The 21,708-nt window shown below is 43.2% G+C and carries 15 protein-coding genes and 1 tRNA gene; 1 reads left to right on the top strand and 15 read right to left on the bottom strand.

Annotated elements, in window-relative coordinates; genetic code table 11:
- Positions 1 to 29 precede the first annotated feature (29 nt).
- Genes ccmI through ccmA form a run of 9 tightly spaced genes read right to left on the bottom strand, consistent with a single transcriptional unit; the run spans position 30 to position 7,014 of the window.
- Entirely contained in the window at positions 30 to 1,232 is a 1,203-nt protein-coding gene (ccmI, locus tag BMZ28_RS03480) for a c-type cytochrome biogenesis protein CcmI (RefSeq protein WP_074821480.1), read from the bottom strand.
- On the bottom strand, positions 1,232 to 1,726 hold the full coding sequence (locus BMZ28_RS03475) for a cytochrome c-type biogenesis protein (RefSeq protein WP_074820725.1): 495 nt from the start codon (positions 1,724 to 1,726) through the stop codon (positions 1,232 to 1,234). The genes ccmI and BMZ28_RS03475 overlap by 1 nt, the downstream gene beginning before the upstream one ends.
- Positions 1,726 to 2,280, bottom strand: a complete 555-nt coding sequence (locus BMZ28_RS03470) for a DsbE family thiol:disulfide interchange protein (protein ID WP_047780404.1) — start codon at positions 2,278 to 2,280, stop codon at positions 1,726 to 1,728. The genes BMZ28_RS03475 and BMZ28_RS03470 overlap by 1 nt, the downstream gene beginning before the upstream one ends.
- A complete protein-coding gene (locus BMZ28_RS03465; RefSeq protein ID WP_047780403.1) occupies positions 2,277 to 4,238 on the bottom strand; it encodes a heme lyase CcmF/NrfE family subunit in 1,962 nt (653 codons plus the stop codon). Before BMZ28_RS03465 ends, BMZ28_RS03470 begins: the two co-directional genes overlap by 4 nt.
- Entirely contained in the window at positions 4,235 to 4,735 is a 501-nt protein-coding gene (gene ccmE, locus BMZ28_RS03460) for a cytochrome c maturation protein CcmE (protein WP_047780402.1), read from the bottom strand. The genes BMZ28_RS03465 and ccmE overlap by 4 nt, the downstream gene beginning before the upstream one ends.
- Entirely contained in the window at positions 4,732 to 4,947 is a 216-nt protein-coding gene (gene ccmD, locus BMZ28_RS03455; protein ID WP_047780401.1) for a heme exporter protein CcmD, read from the bottom strand. The genes ccmE and ccmD overlap by 4 nt, the downstream gene beginning before the upstream one ends.
- Positions 4,947 to 5,681 carry a heme ABC transporter permease gene (locus tag BMZ28_RS03450; RefSeq protein WP_074820723.1) on the bottom strand — a complete coding sequence of 245 codons (735 nt, stop codon included), beginning with the start codon at positions 5,679 to 5,681 and terminating at the stop codon, positions 4,947 to 4,949. Before BMZ28_RS03450 ends, ccmD begins: the two co-directional genes overlap by 1 nt.
- 47 nt (positions 5,682 to 5,728) lie before the next feature.
- Positions 5,729 to 6,388, bottom strand: coding sequence for a heme exporter protein CcmB (gene ccmB / locus BMZ28_RS03445; RefSeq protein WP_047780399.1), 660 nt, complete (start codon positions 6,386 to 6,388; stop codon positions 5,729 to 5,731).
- Positions 6,388 to 7,014, bottom strand: coding sequence for a cytochrome c biogenesis heme-transporting ATPase CcmA (ccmA, locus tag BMZ28_RS03440; protein ID WP_074821478.1), 627 nt, complete (start codon positions 7,012 to 7,014; stop codon positions 6,388 to 6,390). The genes ccmB and ccmA overlap by 1 nt, the downstream gene beginning before the upstream one ends.
- A gap of 284 nt (positions 7,015 to 7,298) precedes the next feature.
- On the opposite strand from ccmA, the gene BMZ28_RS03435 reads away from it, so the two are divergent.
- A tRNA-Arg gene (locus tag BMZ28_RS03435) sits at positions 7,299 to 7,373 on the top strand.
- An 811-nt stretch (positions 7,374 to 8,184) separates the two neighbouring features.
- On the opposite strand, the gene BMZ28_RS03430 is transcribed toward BMZ28_RS03435, so the two are convergent.
- From BMZ28_RS03430 to BMZ28_RS03405, 6 genes are all read right to left on the bottom strand, one after another.
- A complete protein-coding gene (locus tag BMZ28_RS03430) occupies positions 8,185 to 9,042 on the bottom strand; it encodes a winged helix-turn-helix domain-containing protein (RefSeq protein ID WP_053007543.1) in 858 nt (285 codons plus the stop codon).
- A gap of 491 nt (positions 9,043 to 9,533) precedes the next feature.
- Positions 9,534 to 11,603, bottom strand: a complete 2,070-nt coding sequence (locus tag BMZ28_RS03425; protein WP_074820721.1) for an ATP-binding cassette domain-containing protein — start codon at positions 11,601 to 11,603, stop codon at positions 9,534 to 9,536.
- Positions 11,604 to 11,643: 40 nt separating this feature from the next.
- The gene (locus tag BMZ28_RS03420; RefSeq protein ID WP_074820719.1) at positions 11,644 to 15,699 is read right to left on the bottom strand and encodes a beta strand repeat-containing protein; all 4,056 of its coding nucleotides are present in this window, start codon (positions 15,697 to 15,699) and stop codon (positions 11,644 to 11,646) included.
- A 58-nt stretch (positions 15,700 to 15,757) separates the two neighbouring features.
- On the bottom strand, positions 15,758 to 19,816 hold the full coding sequence (locus BMZ28_RS17465; protein WP_169052199.1) for a beta strand repeat-containing protein: 4,059 nt from the start codon (positions 19,814 to 19,816) through the stop codon (positions 15,758 to 15,760).
- A gap of 39 nt (positions 19,817 to 19,855) precedes the next feature.
- Positions 19,856 to 21,148, bottom strand: a complete 1,293-nt coding sequence (locus BMZ28_RS03410; RefSeq protein ID WP_047780395.1) for an HlyD family type I secretion periplasmic adaptor subunit — start codon at positions 21,146 to 21,148, stop codon at positions 19,856 to 19,858.
- Complete coding sequence (locus BMZ28_RS03405) at positions 21,148 to 21,708, bottom strand: hypothetical protein (protein ID WP_047780394.1); 561 nt, start codon at positions 21,706 to 21,708, stop codon at positions 21,148 to 21,150. The genes BMZ28_RS03410 and BMZ28_RS03405 overlap by 1 nt, the downstream gene beginning before the upstream one ends.

Genomic DNA, 21,708 nt, shown 5'->3' with positions numbered 1-21,708 from the left:
TCCCTTTTATGTAGGCCTTACAGCTTTACTCACTGCTTAATATGCCCGATAGTCACATTTACGGTTTCTTTACCGCTAAACGGCTGAATATCACTTTCACCCATTATATGTCGGTTATCAGCCCGATCATTACTGGTAATTGTTGCTTTTATTTTTACTTTTTTCAGGCTCGAAAGCAAACGTGATGGCATCATGGCATTACTGTCATCTAACGATAATTCTAGCGGGAACTGGCCTAATGGCAACTGTTTAACCGCCACTGGTACCGGAGACTCACCATCGGTTACCGCAATCAAAACACTTCCCTCAGCAGGCAACTGAGCGGCCATTTCCGTCGCTAATGATAGCTTCACAGATAACCGAGAACCGTTGGCGGTGAGTTGTGCTTTAGCGTAGGCTAAACTGCTTTTAATCACATCGATACCGTTCGCATCCGCAGGCAATAATGTCAACACTTTCTCCCAAGCCGCAATAGCTTGATTAAAATCTCCCCGCCCAAAAGCATTCATTGCTAAAGCCGATAGCGCATCGACGTTGTTTGGATTGGTTTTCACTATATCTTTCAAAATAGCGCTGGCTTGTTGAATGTCGTTAGGATCGTTAGAACGAGTAAGCAGCTTGGCATAAATAATTTGAATATAGGCATCGTTTGGCGCTAGCTGATAAGCTTTCTCATAAGCCTGTAAAGCCATTTCACCGTTACCTAGTTTTAAACCGGCTAATCCCAGCATTGTCCAGTCACGTACGTTAGCGGGTTCTGAAAGCAAATCGGTACGCAGTCCCAAAGCAAAACGAGCAATATCTTCTGGCGTAGAGAGCTGCCCTGTATCGGCACGGTGGCGTAAATCCGGCATCTCTTTCATCACCTGCTGCCATTGCATGACCTGCCCTAAACCACCGGTATGCAAATACAGGCCCAAAGAAACAACCAACATTAACAAAACACCAGGCAACAGCAGCATGCGATTAAATGAAGTCTGCTTAGCCACCGACTCATCAACCGGGATATCCTCCAACAGATTATGCTGAAGTTCCGCTACCATCGTTTCCCGCTCGGCGATCACTCCCTGAGCTTCATCTTCGGTCAACTCGGTTAAACGTTGTTGATAATAAGCCTTATTGATCGCATCACGGTTGGTATCCGTATCAGGATTAGCTTTACACATGGTGGGTACTATCAATAATGCAGCACCAATAACCAGTAACACAATAATTGTTAGCCAGAATGCAATCATGATGATTTCCTGCCTTTCGCGCTATGTTCATCGCTTAATAGTTGCTGCAAGCGTTTCTGTTCTTCAGCAGATAACGCATCCGGCGTGGCGTCAGATACCGCTCGTTTATGACGACGGGAAAGCATCACAATTGCTACGGCACCAAAAACGACACAAAGAGCCGGTATCAGCCAAAGGATAATCGTCGCTGGCGTTAACGGAGGCTCATAAGTCACAAAGTTGCCATAACGATCAACCATGTAATTAATAATTTCCTGCCGAGACTTCCCTTGTTCCATCAACTGATAAACCTTCTCTCGCATATCAGTAGCAATGGGAGCATTGGAGTCGGCAATGCTATTATTTTGACACTTCGGACAACGTAGTTGCCCGGTTAGCTCACGAAACTGTTGCTCTTCTTCTACTGATTTAAAATCATAGGTATCGATGGTGGCATGAGCGATAAAAGTCAGCGCCATGCCAAACAGAATGAACGAAATTCGCTTAAGCATTATGATCCGCTCCCCTGATACTTAATCCAAAGGGGTTTAATCTCTTCTTCCCATATCCGGTCGTTGAGGTCGCCGGCGTGCCGATAGCGAACAATGCCATCCCCATCGATAAGAAAGGTTTCGGGTGCTCCATATACGCCAAGATCGAGCCCTAACATACCGTTGTTGTCATACAGACTTAGGGCATAGGGATTACCCAGTTCATTGAGCCATTTAATGGCCTTATTGCGATCGTCTTTATAATTCATTCCCACTACACGAATCCCTTGTGCAGCAAGTTTGTTTAAAAATTTATGTTCGGCATAACAAGTTGGACACCAGGTCGCCCAAACGTTTAACAACACGGGTTTACCATCGTTTAATGCGGCGCGATCGTAAACCTTGCCCGGAACATCCAATGACTCCAGCTTAAACTGAGGAACCGGTTTACCAATCAAAGCCGACTCAAGCGTAGTCGGATCGTCACCGTCTGCATTACGCTGTAGTTGCACCATAAAGGCGGTAACCATCACCAAAAAAACGATTAATGGAATAAACAGTAGTTTCCGATTCATACTGTTGCCTCGCTGGTAGACTGTTTTTTAATACGATAGCGTGGATCCAAGATGCAAAGCAGTCCACCAAAGGCCATAAACAGGCCACCGAACCATATCCAACGCACAAACGGTTTATAGTAAATCCTGACCGCCCAAGCGCCGTCACTTAACTGCTCGCCCAGTGCCGCATAGAGATCCCGGCTGAAGCCGCCGTCAATAGCCGCTTCGGTCATCATGCTGCCAGCCACTTTATAATAGCGTTTCTCAGCGTGTAACGTCGCTTCGGGCTTGCCGTTACGCGTAATGGCAATTTCTCCGGCACCACCGGTATAGTTAGGCCCGGTAATTTCACGTACATCACGGAAAGTAAAGGTGTAATCATGAATCATGATGCTATCGCCATCCTTCATGCGAACATCTCTTTCCACGCTATAGTTTTGGCTAAAAGCGATACCAAATACCGTCACCGCCACACCAAGGTGAGCAATCACCATCCCCCAATGGCTGCGGGAAAGATGAGTCAGTCCTTTAAAGAAGCCATAACGATGAGTTGCTCGTTCATGTAGCTCCATCAACGTCAGAACCACCACCCAAATAGCCATCATCAGCCCCAAGACCGTCATCATCATGATCCGATCTTGTAGTAACCATGGTAAAGCAAAAGCAGCAATCAAGGTGATAACCACCGCGGCAATTAAACGCTTCAGCAGTTTCGATGGCTCATCACGACGCCAGCGCACCAGAGGGGCGACGCCTAACAATAGGGAGAACGGCACCATTAACCAGATAAACATCGTGTCAAAGAAAGGTGCACCGACTGAAATAGAACCAAGACCGAGCTGCTTGTGCACCAGCGGCAATAATGTTCCTAATAGCACCACCAACATCGCTGCCATCAGCAGAATGTTGTTACCCAGTAAAAATGATTCCCGGGAGAAAAACTCATGGCGCGCTTTGGTTTTACTGACCCGGCTACCGTTAATCGCATACAGCAATAAAGAACCGCCAATAACCACCACCAGAAACGCCAGAATAAACATGCCGCGCGCGGGATCGGAAGCAAACGAGTGAACCGAAACCAGAATGCCGGAACGCACCAAGAAGGTACCCAGCAAACAAAGAGAAAATGAAATAATCGCCAGTAACACCGTCCATGCTTTGAAGGAGCCACGTTTTTCCGTTGCTGCCAGAGAGTGCATTAATGCCGTCCCAGTAATCCACGGCATCAGGGAAGCATTCTCCACCGGATCCCAGAACCACCATCCTCCCCATCCCAGCTCGTAATAAGCCCAGAATGAACCCAGAGCAATACCCAGGGTTAAAAAGATCCATGCGGCAGTGGTCCATGGACGAGACCAACGAGCCCAAGCCGTATCAAGACGACCAACCATCAAGGATGAGATGGCAAAGGCAAAAGCGACAGAAAATCCAACGTATCCCATATACAGTAACGGCGGATGGAAAATCAGGCCAACATCCTGCAACAGTGGATTAAGGTCACGCCCATCTATCGGGAACATCGGTAAAGCGCGAGTAAATGGGTTAGAGGTCAGAATCACAAACAGCAGAAAGCCAACGTTGATCATCCCCAACACGGATAAAACCCGCGCGACTGCATCCAACGGCATTTTGCGGCTAAATACCGCGACAGCCCCAGTCCACAGTGAAAGTAAAACAATCCACAGTAGTAAAGAACCTTCATGGGCTCCCCATACTGCCGCCATCCGGAAATACACCGGTAATTGGCTATTGGAGTTGGTTGCAACATATATCACGCTAAAATCATTGATGATAAAGGCATACATTAAACAGCCAAATGCCAAGAGCGTTGTGGCTAATAAACCATAGGTTAATGGCCGAGCCACCGCCATCATGCGGGAGTTCTGTTGATAGGCGCCAATAAGCGGATAAATACTTAATAGCAATGCCAACGCAGCAGCCAGCGCCAGTGCGAAATTACCAATTTCAGGAATCATTTGCCATTCCCCTGAGATTCAGATGGCTGGGTTTTATAACTTTCTGCCGGACGCTGATGATTCTCTTTCATCGCCTCTTCCACTTCTGGTGGCATATAATTTTCATCATGCTTGGCCAGAACTTCTTTAGCATCAATCACATTACCCTCTTCAAATACCCCCTGAGCCACTACGCTTTGCTCTTCGCGAAACAAGTCAGGTAAAATACCTTCGTAGTGGACATCAATAGCGGCGCGGGCATCATAAACTTTGAAACTGACCTTGAGCGTATCTGGATCGCGTTTTACCGAACCCGGCATCACCATACCGCCAATCCGCAGTCGTTGCCCCGGCTCAGGTTTAATTTTAGCTTCACCCTTGCCATAAATAATCTCGCCCGGCGTATAAAACAGATCAATATTCGAACGAAGCGCATACAGCACCAGCGAAATAGTTAGCGCCATACCGATCAAAACGGCAACGGCTAAAAACAATCGGTTCTTGCGACGTGGATTCATAAGGTAGTCCCCTGCTTATTCTTTGCCTTCTCGATCCGCGCTTCCCGAGATTTACGACGCTGGATTTCGGTGAGTAATTGCTTACGCTGCCAGCGGGTATGCCAAACCAGTGCCAATAAAGGAATCAAGGTTGCCGCTACGGCCAGCCAGACGAAAAAGCCATAACCGCCCATCGCAAAAAAATCCTGCCATGAAGAAAATGCCGGTGTCATTAACGCTCTCCCTTACTGACCAGTGACTCAACCCAAGGTTTCTGGCGGTCGTGGATAAGAATCAAATTACGTAACCGCATCAGGGTTAGGGTGATAAAAAAGAACAAATAACCAAAAATAGACAATCTCAATGGCGTTCGCATGCTTGGATCAACGGTCTGCTGCATATTAGTCGAGCCCTGATGCAGCGTATTCCACCACTCTACAGAGAAATGGATAATCGGTAAATTCACAACACCGACCAATACCAAAATCCCTGCGGCACGTCCTGCAAGACGACGATCTTCAAAAGCATTATATAAAGCAATGGCCCCAAGATATAAAAACAGTAGCACCAGCTCAGAGGTTAAACGCGCATCCCACACCCACCAAGTCCCCCACATCGGCTTACCCCATGCGGACCCGGTTGCTAATGCGATAAAAGTAAACACGGCCCCCACTGGCGCCATAGCCGATGCCACCATATCAGCGGATTTCATTTGCCATATCAGGCCAATAAACGCAGCGATGGCCATCGAACCATAAATTCCCATAGACCATATGGCAGCCGGAACATGGATGTAAATAATCCGAAAACTGTCCCCTTGCTGATAATCAGAAGGGGCAAAACCAAATCCCCATATCCATCCGCCAAGCAGGAACAGCGTACCCGCAATAGCCAACCAAGGAATAAATTTACCGCAGAGATGATACAGCGTCTCAGGTTTTGCCAGGGAATGTAGCCACTTCCACATAGTCGTTATGCTCACATTGAAATATCATTAAAATTATGTTTTTTCTGTTACTGCACGCTTACCCGCAAAGCGGATGAAGCCGCAAAAGGAGCCAAGGTTGCCGTTCCGGCCAAAATCGCCCCCAAAATTGCTAAATAGCCATTGATTGGCAGCGCCATCGATGCAGCATCAATCGCTGATGTGGCAAAAATCAATACGGGAATATATAACGGTAAAATCAGCAAACTAAGCAACACCCCGCCTTTACGCAACCCGACGGTTAACGATACACCAATCGCACCAATAAAGCTTAAGGTTGGCGTGCCTAACAGCAGGGTCAACGTCACCGCTTTCCAGGTAGCAAAGTCAAATGACAATAGTAGCGCGACCAACGGCGACAAAATAATGAGCGGCAAACCGGTTAATAACCAGTGAGCACATACTTTCGCTAGAATAGTCATCGGTAATGGCACAGGTAGCAACATCAGTTGCTCCAGAGAACCATCAAGAAAATCATCCCGTAGTAAACGTTCCAACGAGAGCAAAGAGGCCAACAGTGCCGCAACCCAAACGATACCCGGAGCAATCCGTGAAAGTAGCTGAGGTTCAGGACCAATACTTAATGGAAAGAGCGTGATTACAATTAGGAAAAACCAAAGTGGATTGATAATCTCCGCGCCCTTACGAAAGGCGATTTTCAACTCACGATGTAAAATAGCGAAAAACATCAGCGCCACACCCCGCCATCAAGTTTAATTTTACGGATCGGACAACGCGAACTCATCATGTCCTGATGGGTGGTTAATATCACAATGCCGCCCTTTTCCGCATGCTGCTCAAACAATTGAGTTAGATATGCAACCCCTTGTTTATCAATTGCAGTCAGCGGTTCATCCAAAATCCATAGTGGTGCGTCACTCAGCCACAAACGTGCTAAAGCTACCCGACGATGTTGTCCGGCAGAGAGTTGAGCAACAGGGACATCTTCATAACCGACTAATCCAACTTGAGATAAAGCCTGCCAAATAGCATCGCTATTTTTCTCACTGGTTGCCTGCTGAAAAAAAGAGAGGTTTTCAAATGGAGTAAGCACGGCTTTTACACCAGCATGATGACCAATATATAAGAGGGATTGATTGAAACTGTCACGGTTACGGTAAATCGAGTTGCCCTGCCATAACACTTCACCGCCATCAGCGCTGGCTAACCCTGCCAATATTCGTAATAAACTGGTTTTCCCTGCGCCATTCGGCCCTTCAATCTGTACCAGTTCACCGGAATGTATAACGAAACTTAGCTCTGTAAACAGAGCTCTCTCATCACGGATACAATTTAGTCCTTGCACTTCCAGCATCGTTTTATACATGGCTTGAATAATGAATCTTGCCATTATCATATCACAGCATTTCGCTCGCTCGTAGCGTGACGCCTGCCCGACACATACCTATTTATGAGTAAATATAGAATTCAGATCAAAACAGAAACGAGAAACCGAATGGAATGTAAAATTCATCGACAATATTTAATCGCCAATGAATGACCGGAAATATTTTGCAGAAAATCGGTTACAAGTTGCACAAACACGCCCCCGTCCGCTGGATATCATGATAAAAGCAGGTATACTGCAAAATCTTAGATGTCCCCTTAGTTAAATGGATATAACGAGCCCCTCCTAAGGGCTAGTTGCAGGTTCGATTCCTGCAGGGGACACCATCATAAAATCATTCAAAGTCAAACGAATAGCCGATCTTCTCTGAATGATTTTTAGTTAAAATCATAAGCTGTAGAAATAACGTATTCTTCAAAATGATATTTTTAATTATTCATCATTGTCGATGAGTTCACTGAATTAGTTGAAGAATAACGTGTTTTATTCACTACATCCGATGAAGATACGTCTGGTTGAATTATGTTATAAATATACTTTGCCTGAAATGTTTTCGCACAATGAGTACAATAATAACGTTGAATTTTTGTCGACTTACCGCTGCCATGTTTACGCACACCTTCAACTTCCCCACAAAATCTACAAGGAGTTTTATTCACTCTCATTTTATTAAACCCTTCTATTTTTAAATTAATAAAATCAGCCAATGGCCACTGGTAAAAATCACAACTATTTTATTTAATAATTTTGATTATTAACCGCGGAGATAGAAACTAGAAATAATTATTTAAACCATCATCAAAATAACGATGATAGAGAGTCAATCTCCGCACCACTTAATTATAATAGGCAATTTTCACTAAAAAAAAGCTTAATCTAAATATCACCGTTATATAGTTTTTACCACCATAAACAAAAACAAGGCAGATGATTATTTCAAAAAATAATAATTAATGTTATTTTTAAACTAAAATCAAAGAATGCAGCAACATTTGATAAAAACAAAGTGATATTAAAGGGTTATATCCGTTAAATATAATAACAATCAGAGATAAATTAAGGCCCCTTTTTACAAAGGGGCCTTAACTCAACCATCCACATGGTCCTTCAATAAAAAAGGCTAAACAACAATTGATATCAAAATTTAATCTTAGAACAAGAGAATGTTCGTTCACCTTTTACTGAACAAAGGGATATTAATATCTGGCTATTATAATGAACCATAACAAACTTTTCTTTTCCGCAGGAAATATTATTTTCTTTCAGTATCGCATCAACGTTATCAACCATTTTTACTTTTTCATCTGTAGATAATGGATAAAAGGTATATATAGGACAGATGCTTTTTGCAGACAAAAACAAACCACTATTGCTTTTCTTATGTTCCATAGCAAAAAAAGCTATAGTCACCGCAGAAATTAAAGCTAAAAGTAGCAGGGAAATATAAAATATTTTACCAGGCCATTTAAACCTTGCCTTAGTCACCTCATTATTATGAATGTTAGGTGTCTCATCCACTTTTAGGGGTAAAGGCTCATCAACCTCTTCATGTCGAATTTGCGTTTCAACTAATATTTCAGAGGTTAATTTATTAAGCTGTAAATCAATTGATTCTAATCTATCAGTTTCATTTTCTGCTCGCGGTGTTTCACCACCACTGTCCAGAATCATAACCGGAATTTTTTCACTAAATTTGAAACCGACCTTAGGAATCGTAATGATGATTTTATCCGATAAGCCAAAAGAAATAAGGTTCTTTCTTAGCTGACTAATATAATGATTTAAATTACTATTTGATGAAACCAGACCATGATTATCCCATACATTCTGAAATAGCGTATCGCGAGAAACCGTTTGTCCATAGTTATATAGCAATTCATAAAGCAATCTATTAGATGAATTAGATAACATGACGGTTGACATGTCGTCTTGCTGCATAACTAAGGTTCTATCTTCAGTATTATAAACAATATTATTATTTATTAGATATATCATAATGTAATTTCACCTGATAAAAATTTCTCACAATCGGTTTATCATCGTTATAAAAAATCAAAAGGCCTGATTTTTACTTAAAATATAAAAACAAAACTCATTAATAAAAATAACCCGATTAATAACCATTAACATCCATATCGATTTTTTGATTATATTGTTAAAAACCAAAGAATAAACCTTAATGAAGAAAACCATAAACTACAGATAAAAAAACCAATTTTCAACAAAAAATTAGATTTTGAGTCCAGATTGATTTATTAAATAATGTTTTTACGCCAATAATTAACAAGTTACAGATCTGTTTGATTTGTATCAAATTTCTAAAAAACAAAGTTTTAACACTCAAGAAACACGAGTTTAAAATAGAAAAAGATAATTATTGTTAAGATTAGGTTTTAAAAGATAGGAATTATCAATAAAAAAGGTCAGGCTATTCTTATTAGCCTGACCTTTATCAATAATATTATAAAGGGAATTAAAAATCAGGCTCAGTTATCTCTTCTGGCCTGTAAAAACGCACTGAAATCACTTCTATTACCATCAAATATAACATTTCCGGAGCTCAACATAATAACGCGATCGGCTAAGGAAACTAAATTAGCTCTATCCGTTGCAATCAGAAATCCTTCACCGGCTTCAACTCTTTCTTTTAGCTGTTCAATAAGCACTAATTCAGAAGCCGCATCCAAATGGGCACTGGGATTATCTAATATACAAAACTTACGCTGTGACAATAATAACCGAGCCAGTGACAGCTGCTGTCTTTGTAAAGCCGTTAACGGTACTGCCAGATTTTTCCACTGAGTATTTAGCCCTTGATTAAGAAAAGGCAGTAAATTGGTTAAATTAACCCGCTTTAAAATATTCAGAATGGCTTCCGGATTATTGGTAATCGCATTATCTAAAGATAAATACTCGTATAATGTATCACCAATAATGTCACTATCCTGCCAGGAATAATGAACGCTATTACGCATTGAATTAACAGTATCTGCGGATAACAGCAATCCATTCCATGTAACATGACCGCCAACCGGAGATAAAATACCCATCAATAATTTCAATACGGTACTTTTTCCTGCCCCCGCGCCGCCGACAATAGCAACTTTCTCTTTAGGTCCAATGTTAAAATTGAGCTGACTAACCAAGGGTAACGCAGAATGATATTTGAACTCCAACTGTGAAACGCCCCAACCATTTTGCGGGCCGTGGTATCCCATAAGGTTAGTATCAGACTCTTGATTTCGCTCTTGTAACAACCGATTAGTTTCTCGCATTGACCGGCGCATTTGCTGCACATTTGGCAACAGATGCATCAGAGAAAATATAGGTTGTCCAAGACGACCGGCGATAATGATAGTTGCAAATAATCCGGCAGGAGACATACCACCGAGTTGCACCAAATAAAATGCACCGATAACCGCCAATACAGTTTGAATATTCATCAGCGCTAACAACGAGGCACTACATCTATTCTGAGCAATAAAACGAGCCTGTTCTGCCTGTTGCGCTTTTTCATTAGCACAAAGAAAGCGTAAAGACGCATTTTGATAAGCAACCGTCGCTTGATAGTTCTCTAACATCCCGGTAGAGAAAGGAACCTGGGCCTGAATGGTTGGAATCTTCTCGCTTTCCCTATGGAAAACCACAACACGAATAATGGCACATATAAAAATAAACAGCGGTACCAGAACGAGCCAACCGGCAATCGCCGCAATGGCTACGAAATAGATAATACAGAAGGCTAAATCGAGGGCAGAACTCGAAAATAACCCCAGACATTGCATACGAAAGCGATTCCAGTTATTCATCGCTTCTAAGACGTTTCTGCCCCAGCGATTGTCTTGAGTTGGCGTGACATGGATAAGATCGCGGATTAAACCGGGTTCGAGCCGTTGCTGCATTGAGGTTAAAAAATGGCAACCGGTTTTAACTCTTTCCATACGAAAGACGTATTCAACAGCTAAAGCCAGCAACACAACAATGGATAATGTCCAGAGCGAAGCATCCGCATGCCCCGGAATTATCCGATCATAAATGGCATTTAAGTAAAGTGGCATAACGATAGCCAGAAGGTTAATAATCAATGTTGACCACAATAAACGAGTCACAATTCGCCCTTCTTGCTCTCCCAGCTTGAATAAAGAACGCCAGCTTAATAAACGTTCTTTTTCTAGCGGGACAATACGCCAGGCACGACTTTCAGCTAATGATAAAAGTTGTCCTTCTGGTGTTTTAAGCTGTCTCTCTCTTCCCGCTTGCAATACTAACCAGCCATTATTAGTCTCAATCAGATACACCGCGCCATTCAGAATCTGATGATCCGGGCTACAGAATATTGCTTCAACATCCAAAATTTTCTTTGCCTGCTCAAACCAAACTTCTGGTTGGGCATTTGATGATAGCTGCTCTGAGCTATGCTGCCACTCCCAACGAGCAATAGGCAAAGACAGCCTATTAGCAGCCTCGACCAGTCCATCTCCTAATGAGATATACTTTCCTGATAAGTTGGCGCTCTCATTACCAAGTTTATTTAATTCTGGATCAATAAATGCCATCTTTATAAACGCCTATTTTTTATCTATCATTCGCTGGATTTTATGCCCATGACCAAGTAAAAGATTGCTCACCATGACTCCACGTTTCATGGCCACTACCGCTGGCAGTCAGGCTCCAGCCACCACCAGGGCTGATATTTACCGTATCTCCAGCATCAGTATTCAAATTGATTGAAGCATTTGATGAATATCCATTGAACAAACCGGAAAGATCCACATTAAGCGTGTCATTTTTACCGTCGGCAAAATCCAGCTTTTCAATATTAGCAATATGAAAGTTACTGTCACCGATCGTAAATAATCCTCCAGCGCCAGATTTTTTAATCACATCATTCCCCGCCCCACCATCGAGCGTATACTGATGCAAATCCAGATTATTGGTTATTTGGAATATATCGTCTTTACCTGAGCCGGTAATTTTTGAAATGGAGATCAGCGTGTCCAGACTACCGTGACCATCCTGAACCTGACCATTGGAAAGATTGGCAATGATTCCGTCTGGAGATAAGCTGTAATCGGCGGTCACAAAGCCATCACCACCAATTAAAGTGTCATTGCCGCCCAAGCCAATAAGAATATCGTCTCCACCGCCGCCGCGAATAACATTACTGCCGTTATCCCCTTTTAATACATCGGCATATTGTGTACCGGTAATATTCTCAAAACTGCTTAACGTATCTGTACCGTTAGCGCCTTTATTCGCTTTACCAGTAGACAGATCCACATTAACAGCAGCATTTAACAAACTATAGTCAATGGTATCTGTGCCAGCCTCGCCATATAATGCGTCATTTCCTTGGCTACCATACATATAATCATCACCCGCACCGAGTCTGATGATATTATTACTATTATCGCCATATACCGTATCGTTATTACTTGAACCAATAACGTTCCTTATGCCCGACAGAGTATCCTGAGTACCATATCCGTCTTCTGAAGTGATACCCGCAGCCAAGTCGACAACTACCCCTCTTCCTGAGCTTACTGAACCATAATAGGCATATGCCGTAGCGCCATTATCCCCGACCAAAACATCATTGCCACGACCGCCATCAAGGTAATGACTGCCGGTTAAAACGTCATCGAAAGAAGAACCCCGAAGATGAGTGATACCATTTAAAATATCTTGCCCACCAAATCCGTTATCGCTACTTACACCAAGGCCAATACCGTTTTGATTCAGATTAACGTTAACACCTTGGGTAGCACTAATATATTCCACCCAATCAGCGCCTCCGCCTCCAGTAATCACATTATTGCCACCGTTAGCACGGAAAATATCATTGCCGGCACTACCAACAAACTCATTACTCTCGGTCATATGACCAATGAAATGGCTGCCAACTCCCGAACTGATGATAACCTTTTCGATACCGTTCAGGCGTATTGTTCCCATATTCTGATTAGTACCATTGCGCCCAACAACGGTTCCGCTAGACAAATCAACGATAAAGCTGCCACCGATAGTGCCAAAGTCCACGCTGTCAAAGCCAGCACCGCCATCAATTGAAGCAACCTCAGTAGTAATAAGAAATGAATCGTCTTGTTCCGTACCAATAAAACTGTCGAAGGAAGTAAAACTATCGCTACCGTTTATCCCTTTCTGTACAGTGCCCTGCACCATATTAACGGTGACACCTTCAGATAACCGGCTATAGTCCAGAGTATTACTGCCCTTTCCACCATCAATGACATCATTGCCTTTGGAACCGTATACCCAATCATCACCCGCTCCAGCGCTAATATTATTATCGTGATCATCGCCTTCGATAGTGTCGTTCCATCCCGAACCGACTAAGTTTTGGATATTCGCGATTGTATCCTGACCGCCAAATCCATTCTGTCGCGCCTTACCTTGTTGCAAGCTGAGATCGATACCGGATGCTGCATTACTATAGTCCAACGTATTAATGCCACTGCCGCCATCAATCAAATTAGTCCCGGAGCCACCAGCAATAATTAGATCGTTTCCAGCGCCCGCATGAATAATGGCATCGTTCGCACCGAGCTCAATACGGTCGTCGAATTCAGAACCTATAATACCGGTAATCCCGTCAAATTGATCGATACCGCCAAATCCATTCACATAGGCGCGATTATCTTTCATACTGATGTTAATACCAGTTAATGCATGACTATAATCAACCGTATCAATACCGCCTCCGCCAATAAAGGCGTTATAGCCATAGCCAGCAATAAATAAATCATCGCCTTCACCACCATCCAGAATAGCTCGACTACTTGCATTTCCGCCGACGATAATAATGTCGTTACCCGCTCCCGCGTGGATTGAGGAACTACCGTTGCCACTCACAATTCTGTCATTAAAACTAGAGCCAATAATGTCCTGAATATTGATTAAAGTATCCGTTCCACCAAAACCATTACTGACCATCTTGGTTATTAAATCGGCTTGAATACCTGACGTTGAATTCTCATAGCTGGCAGTATTGATGCCCGTTCCGCCATCAAGAGTATTATTTCCACCCATACCAATAAGGACATCATCACCATCCCCACCAGATAGATAATTATCACTCCCATTACCCACAATCCGATCGTTATGTTGGCTTCCTATGACGTTTTGAATATTCGTGATTTGATCGGTACCACCTTCCCCATTATTGGTGGCCTGATTCAAGCTCAGATCAACACTCACGGCGGAATTGGCATGTTGATAGCTCAAGGTGTTAACACCTTCACCGCCGTCGAGAATATTATTCCCACCACCACCAATTAGCGTATCGTTACCCAACCCACCTTGTAGATGATTATTCTGGTGATTGCCGATCAACACGTCATCATAATCTGTACCAATAATATTCTGAATATTAGACAAACTATATTGCCCACCACCAGTAACGGTTCCTTCCGTTAAATTAACCGTTATTCCGACAGTAATTTTGCTGAAATCAACAGTGTTGCTCCCAGCCCCACCGTCATAACTGTCATTCCCTTTACCGGCAATGATAAAATCATCGCCGGTACCACCAATGACAGACACATCATTCGGGCTCGCTGCCAGTTGGATTTGTCCCTTACTATCAATTAACGATGTCGGATTATCCACTACGCTAAAGGTCATTTTCTGCTGCTTGATATTGCCTTCAGCGTCGGTAAAAGAGACGTTTGCAGTAAAGGTATCGTATTGTGACTGAGGATAAATCAACATTATTTCACCCGGTAATAAACCGTATCGATTCCCCTCTGCCGTACCTCCGGTAATCATTTGGTATCCTGCCGGCAATCCGCTTAAGGTTACCTGGCCCATGGCCTCATCAAAACGAATGATCCGGCTGACCATTCCATCAGCAAAATACGCGGTGTTCTGAACATCAATAGTCCAATTAGCGCTTTCATTAGATAAATCAATTCGCGTAGATTGATACTGTTGCTTAATGCTGCCATCCGTTCTGGCCTCCTCACTCCCCGTCCCCACTTGATAACGATGAGCAACAGGATCACGCCATGAACTCACTTGCAATAATGTGACCTTAGGATAAACAATGGTTGGCTCCGTTGGCTCACCTAGCGTCGGAATATTACTGTTTTGAATTTGCTGCTCGACCGGTGGAGAACCCGAACTTTTCTTAATCACAGGAATAGAGTCATCAACAACCTGATTTTTCGTCAGCGTCGTCTCAACAGTGGCATCTAATTGAACGTAGGTTGAATCATCTTGTTGTTCTGTTGCACCACCACCCTTGCTGTCTATGGTAATAATATCTTCGACAACAACTTCTTTAACGACGATATTACCTTCCTGAAGTGCTTCTGGATTTAGGCTCTCAGGTGCCTTATCTCTCTCTGGTGCAGTACTCTGTATTTTTGCCTGAGTAATAATTTCACTTGAATCCAGTACTTTACCATCGCTGAATATGAGTCTGAACAACCCATCATGCAACGATGCCAACTCAGCTCCCAGCATCAAAATTATCTGTTCGCCATTGCTGGTTTGAATAATCAGGTCAGGCCCATTAATCAATAGCTGAACGTCATCTTTACTCCAGGAAAAAGGAATTTTATTTTCAGCATAGGTAAAAGGCACCATGGATGTGGGATTGGTGCCAGGTACAGATACATTATTATTCATGGTTAAATCCTTTTATGCTGCTTATGCTGCCTTGGTTATTCTTGCTTAGTGTCATAGCTTAAGCCCACGTATGGCTGAAGGTCTGATTCCCGTTAGCCCATGTTTCACTATTCGCATCGCTAGCGACCATTGACCAACCGCTACCAGAGAGATGAACAACATCGGCAGCATCGGTATTCATAAAAATAGAAGAGGTGGCAGCCTGCCCGGCAAATAACGCATTAAGATCGACAGTAATGTCGTCGGCAGCTTTATCAGCAAAATCAAACCGTTCAATATTACTAATCTGAAAATCTGGACCGGTTAAATTGAACGTCTGGCCAGAACCGACTTTCTTCAACGTATCGATACCTGCCCCGCCGTCAATAACATAGTTCTGCAGATCGCTACTACTGGTAATGGTGAAGATATCATCATGGGATGAGCCCAAAATTTTATTAATCTGAACCAGCGTATCTGTTCCATCTAAACCATCAGCAACCACCCCGGTACTCAAATTGGCATGAATACCTGAGGTCGATGTTTGATAGCTGGCGGTAACAAATCCATTACCACCGAAAAGTAAATCATCACCACCGCCGCCAATGAGAATGTCATTACCACCACCACCAACCAGAATATTATTCCCTGCATCACCGATCAGGACATCATCAAATATCGTTCCAGTCAGATTTTCTATTGATGCCAAATTATCTTTACCGTTAACGCCTTTATTCACTATCTTCGTTGACAGGTTGGCCTGGATCCCAGCGTCCAGCAGGCTATAATCAACGGTATCAATGCCACTGCCACCATTAAGAAAGTCATTACCTTTGCTGCCAAAAATTAAATCATTCCCCTCATAAGTACTAATGACATTATCTTGCGAATTACCATAGATAATATCGCCGCTATCGCTGCCATATATCTTGTTGATATTGATTAACTTATCCTGATATCCATAGCCGTCATCACTCACTATCCCAGCTTCCAGGTCCGCCACAATACCCCTCGGTGATTCACGATAATAAGCAATCGCACCGCTGCCCGTTCCTTCCAGAGTATCGTTACCCTTGCGTCCGTTCAGTAGGTTATTACCCGCCAGATAATCGTCATGTGACGACCCCTGAATATAAGCAATCCCGTTGAGAATATCCTGACCACCATAACCATTGTTCGTAGCTTTGCCATTGTTATTGGCATCGACTCTCACGTTGACACCAGACTTGGCATGTATATAAGAAATCCAATCAGTACCACCTCCGCCAGTAAACGTATTACTTCCCCCCATAACATAGAAGGTATCTGCGCCATCACTACCCATAACCCAAAGGCCACCACTGGTACCGGTATAAACCACGCTTCCTCTACCGGATACTGAATTTGGTAAGATAATTTTTTCTATTGAGGATAAGTACTGAACGCCGAAATCAGCATTGGCGGCATCAAATTGGTAGGCACGGCCACTGCGTAAATCAACCACAATTCTCGCGCTGATCTGACTATAATCAACCGTATCCACCCCTGCACCACCGTCGATAGTGAAGTTGCCCTTAGACATAATGAATACATCGTTATCGAGAGAACCAATAAACTGGGTGAAATGTGAAAATGAATCTGTCCCACCGACTGATTTGATTGTACGGCCGTTAATGACATCAATGGTGACGCCGGCAGATAACCGACTGTAATCCAGTTTATTATTCCCTTCCCCGCCAAACAGCGTATCGCTGCCTAATGAACCAAGAATAATATCGTCACCATCACCGGCATAAATAACATCATCACCATTACCGCCGGCAATGACATCGTTAAATGCAGTCCCGATAATCTGATTAACGTTGGTTAGATTATCTTGACCGCCAAAACCGTTACTACTGGCAACACCACTCAGTAGATCAACGTTAATCGCGCTAACAGCAGCGCTATAGTCAACGGTATTAAACCCGCTTCCACCGTCAATATGATTATTTCCGCTACCCGCAATAATGGTGTCATCTCCACCGCCAGCCGAAATATGATGATTACCGTTACCTAATATAAAACGATCGGCAAACTGGGTACCGATAATGGCTGAAATCTCCTCCAGCGTATCCATGCCGCCAAAGCCATTATCATAAACCTGACCCGTTTTTAGATTAGCATCAATACCGCTACGAGCCTGGCTATAATCAACTTTGTCAAAACCACCACCGCCGATAAATTTATTCACGCCGTTACCAGCAATAAACATATCATCACCTAGCCCACCTTCAAGTATTGCCCGGCTGGCCATGTCACCGTTAATAATCAGCGTATCATTCCCACCACCACCTCGGATGTAGGAATATCCCCGACCACTGAGTAAAACATCATTAAATGATGAACCAATAATTTGTTGGATATTGATCAGCGTATCTGTCCCACCGAAGCCGTTTTGTGCGACTCCCGTAGAGAGATCCACATGAACACCGGCAATATCGTGCTCATAACTCACGGTATTAATACCAGCACCGCCATCAAGATAGTTATCGCCCCCCATTCCCATTAGGGTATCGTCACCATTTCCCGCCTGAATATGGTTATTTTGATGATTTCCAATCAACACATCATCCTGACTACTACCAATAATATTTTGGATATTTAACAGGGTATCTTGACCACCTAGTCCATTATTACTGGTCACTCCACCACTAAGATCAACGGAAACGCCAGTCGTGGATGCCGCATAAGAAACAGTATTGATTCCACTACCGCCGTCTAAGCGATTATTTCCCGCTCCGCCGATCAGCAAGTCATCACCAGCACCACCGCGTAAAACGTTATCAACACTATTACCAATCAGCGTATCGCCATAATCTGAGCCGACCACTTCCTGAATATTAATTAGGCTATGCTGCTTAGTACCATTGGATGCAATGGTGGTTTCCCCTTTTGTCAGGTCAATCACCAATGCCTGGGATGAAGCGGAATAATCCACAGTATTGTGTCCAGCACCGCCATCATAAATACCATATTGATGACCGGCGATAATGTGGTCATCGCCGCTGCCGCCCAAAACGTTAACGTCATTCATCATTGTTGACAGCTGGAAGCGACCATCACTGTCGATATTAGTAGTGGGATTATCAACAATGACAAACTTAGCACTCTCTTTGATCTGAGTACCGGATAACGAGGTATAGGTAAAACTCAATTCAAACGATGCTTTATGTCCTTGCGGATAAATAAGCATCAATTCATTAGGTTGCAGATTGTAAAATTTACCTTCCGCACTATCCGCAGTAATCAATACGTATCCGGCAGGCAGGCCAGTCACACTAATATCGCCACTACTCTTATCTAACCGAATCACCCTGGCAACCATACCTTCAGGTATCACCTGATTATTGTTGACTTGAATGGTCCAATTAGATGACTCCGCAGATAAATCAATATTAGTCGCCACATATTGAGTTGCCCAATCACCTGATTTGGTTGCTGCCAGATTTCCCGTCCCGCCTTGCCAAAAATGATTCAACATATCCGCAACACCGGCTACCTGTGTTAAGGTTAGTGGCATGGCAACCACACCATTACCCTCCGTATCTGGAGGAGTAACCGGTGGATGAGAAGATTCACCGGCAGATGCCGCTTGGCCTAAAGGTTCGGGTGGAGTCCCGGATGAGGTAGATCTGACCAACAGTTCAGTGACGGGTTGTTTGTCCGGTAAAGGCAGAGCGCTATCAATCTGAGTTATGGTAATCTCATCCGATTCCGCCTCGTCAACGGCACCACCGATATTTTCATCGATAATAACTTGATTAATGACCTCTTTAATCACCACCTGAGGTTCTGTCGTTGGCTCTCCTTTGAGATCTTTTCCTGCTCTATTCATCCCCGGCGCTTCAATTTCGACTTTGGCCTGTCTGAGTAAATCGTCTGAACTGATAACCGTTCCATCACTAAAACTCAGGGTAAATAAATGCTGATTCAGTGAGGCCAATTTAGCCCCCAACGGCAATATCAGCTGTTTATCATCCCCGCTTTTTATAATTAAATCCGGACCATTAATCAGTAATTGAATCTGATCAAAATCGAGTGGGATATGGTTATCCGCATACGTGATAGGAATAACTGAAACGGCAGGTGAAGCCGGTAATGGAAAATCGTTTATCATTATCAGTTCCTTTTATATGGTACTGTCTAAAATCCTTTTCTATGGCTCAGACAATGCTAATTTTGCATTATTTAATAATGGCTTAATTAAATATTCTAACGGTGTTCTTTTTCCGGTAAGCAAATAGGCATCAACCCCCATTCCCGGATAAATAACTTTTTCATATTGCTGTTCAGGCACTTCAACGCTAATCAGGTAATAGCGACCATTTTGCTCATCGCTGATGGCATCCGCGCTAATTACCGTAATTTTCCCTTCCAATGTATTGGCATAAGACGAACCAAATGCACTGATATGCAAACGCGCTGGCATTTTCTCCCAAATACGATCCCGGTCTTCCGGTCGAACTTTAACTTCAGCAATTAATGGAACTTTTGACGGCGCAATTTCAATCACTTCACCACCAGACTTGATCACCGCACCGTTATGGGCCACGAATAGTTTTTGAACCACGCCATCAACCGGGCTAACAATGCGAGCGTTAGCTTTACGTCCTTCGCTCGCGGTGTTTTGTACATCAACCCGGCTTAATTCGACTTTGGTTTGGTTGAGCTGGCTTTGTGTATCCGACATAAAATCAGCCAAAGCCTGATTAGATCTGGCCTGATACTCATCTAACTCACTTTGGACTTTTGGTAATCTCAGACGTGCTTCATTCAGAGAAGTTTGAACTTGCTGGAATTCTGACCGTTTTTGTAATAACGAAGCTTCCGCAGCAGCTCCTTTAGCAACCATGGAGCTATAGAGATTGACCTGACTTTGTGACAAGGCCAGCTGCTTGGTTAAATCACTGACTTTGGTCATCAGTTCGGTCTGCTGGGCTTTACGCTGCTCCAACTGTGCTTTATTAACCTGTAGCTGTTCATGCAATGCAGTTTGGCGAGACAAATAGAGTTGATATTCACTACGGACTATTTTGTCTGTTTCATCATTGCCAGTCAGCGTTAATTCAAATCTGGTTTTTGATAATTCATGCTGCAAGCGCTGTTCTCTTATTTTTAACGCCTGACGCTCTGCCTCATTCTTGGCTGAATCCTCACTGATCAAACTGTTATCAATAACCGCAATTAACTGCCCTTTGGTAACTGTTTCCCCCTCGTGGACCAATAGTTGTCGTACTACCCCACCTTCAGGATGCTGTAGCAAAAGGTTGCGACTCTCTACCCGGATGACGCCGCTACCTTTAACTAATACATCGAGTTGGAAACAAAATGCCCAAATAAAAAACAGAAAAAATGCCAATAAGGTATAACCGGCTATTCCTTGAGGAAACCACCTTGTTATCAGCCTGAAAGCAGTCATCCCGCGCTTGATAAGGGTTGGTTGAGACACTATACCCCTCCAACTGAGGCAGGATTTCCTGCTCTGTCAGATGTACTCATTTCGTCATTTTTCACTGGTACATCTGACGGTGACTTAAGGTAAATTGCCGCAAAATCCTCAGGAAAAATATTGACTGATGAATTATTAATTGTCACTTTTTGAGTCGATATTTCATACTGTTGCATAGTCCTAAGCACTTCCAGACAACGATCGTATTGCAACGTCAGATTTACACCTATTTGCTTACCTTCTTTTGAAGCGGCATAAATAACCACTCCATTTTTTTCAATGTCATCCTTGTATTTTTCCAGCCAGCTAATCAGCTCTTTCTTATTTTTCGAACCCAGATAGTTTTGATTAACATCCAGCATCATACGTAATTCATTCAATTTAGAACCTTGAGGAACTGCGTGAATCTCTACCTGCTGCTGAGCACTAAGCTTTACACCAACATTTTGTTGAGCAACAATCAATAAAACCTGAAAAATCATTGAAATAAGTAAATAGACCAGTAAAAGGACCGTCATCATATCAACGTAAGCTGGCCAAAAATGTCCATTCCCTTTCAT

It is taken from the genome of Pragia fontium DSM 5563 = ATCC 49100 (genome assembly GCF_900112475.1).
GTDB classification, from domain to species: domain Bacteria; phylum Pseudomonadota; class Gammaproteobacteria; order Enterobacterales; family Enterobacteriaceae; genus Pragia; species Pragia fontium.
Note: the sequence above shows the minus strand (reverse complement) of the source record. Positions and strands in the feature narration are given on the sequence as shown.

Bases quoted from the DNA above. Each gene is read 5' to 3' on its own strand.
- BMZ28_RS03475 (WP_074820725.1), bottom strand. From the start codon at position 1,726: ATGCTTAAGCGAATTTCGTTCATTCTGTTTGGCATGGCGCTGACTTTT.
- BMZ28_RS03430 (WP_053007543.1), bottom strand. From the start codon at position 9,042: ATGATATATCTAATAAATAATAATATTGTTTATAATACTGAAGATAGA.
- BMZ28_RS03420 (WP_074820719.1), bottom strand. From the start codon at position 15,699: ATGAATAATAATGTATCTGTACCTGGCACCAATCCCACATCCATGGTG.
- BMZ28_RS03405 (WP_047780394.1), bottom strand. From the start codon at position 21,708: ATGAAAGGGAATGGACATTTTTGGCCAGCTTACGTTGATATGATGACG.
- ccmE (WP_047780402.1), bottom strand. From the start codon at position 4,735: ATGAATCCACGTCGCAAGAACCGATTGTTTTTAGCCGTTGCCGTTTTG.
- ccmD (WP_047780401.1), bottom strand. From the start codon at position 4,947: ATGACACCGGCATTTTCTTCATGGCAGGATTTTTTTGCGATGGGCGGT.
- BMZ28_RS03425 (WP_074820721.1), bottom strand. From the start codon at position 11,603: ATGGCATTTATTGATCCAGAATTAAATAAACTTGGTAATGAGAGCGCC.
- ccmB (WP_047780399.1), bottom strand. From the start codon at position 6,388: ATGTTTTTCGCTATTTTACATCGTGAGTTGAAAATCGCCTTTCGTAAG.
- ccmA (WP_074821478.1), bottom strand. From the start codon at position 7,014: ATGCTGGAAGTGCAAGGACTAAATTGTATCCGTGATGAGAGAGCTCTG.
- BMZ28_RS03450 (WP_074820723.1), bottom strand. From the start codon at position 5,681: ATGTGGAAGTGGCTACATTCCCTGGCAAAACCTGAGACGCTGTATCAT.
- BMZ28_RS03465 (WP_047780403.1), bottom strand. From the start codon at position 4,238: ATGATTCCTGAAATTGGTAATTTCGCACTGGCGCTGGCTGCTGCGTTG.
- BMZ28_RS17465 (WP_169052199.1), bottom strand. From the start codon at position 19,816: ATGATAAACGATTTTCCATTACCGGCTTCACCTGCCGTTTCAGTTATT.
- BMZ28_RS03470 (WP_047780404.1), bottom strand. From the start codon at position 2,280: ATGAATCGGAAACTACTGTTTATTCCATTAATCGTTTTTTTGGTGATG.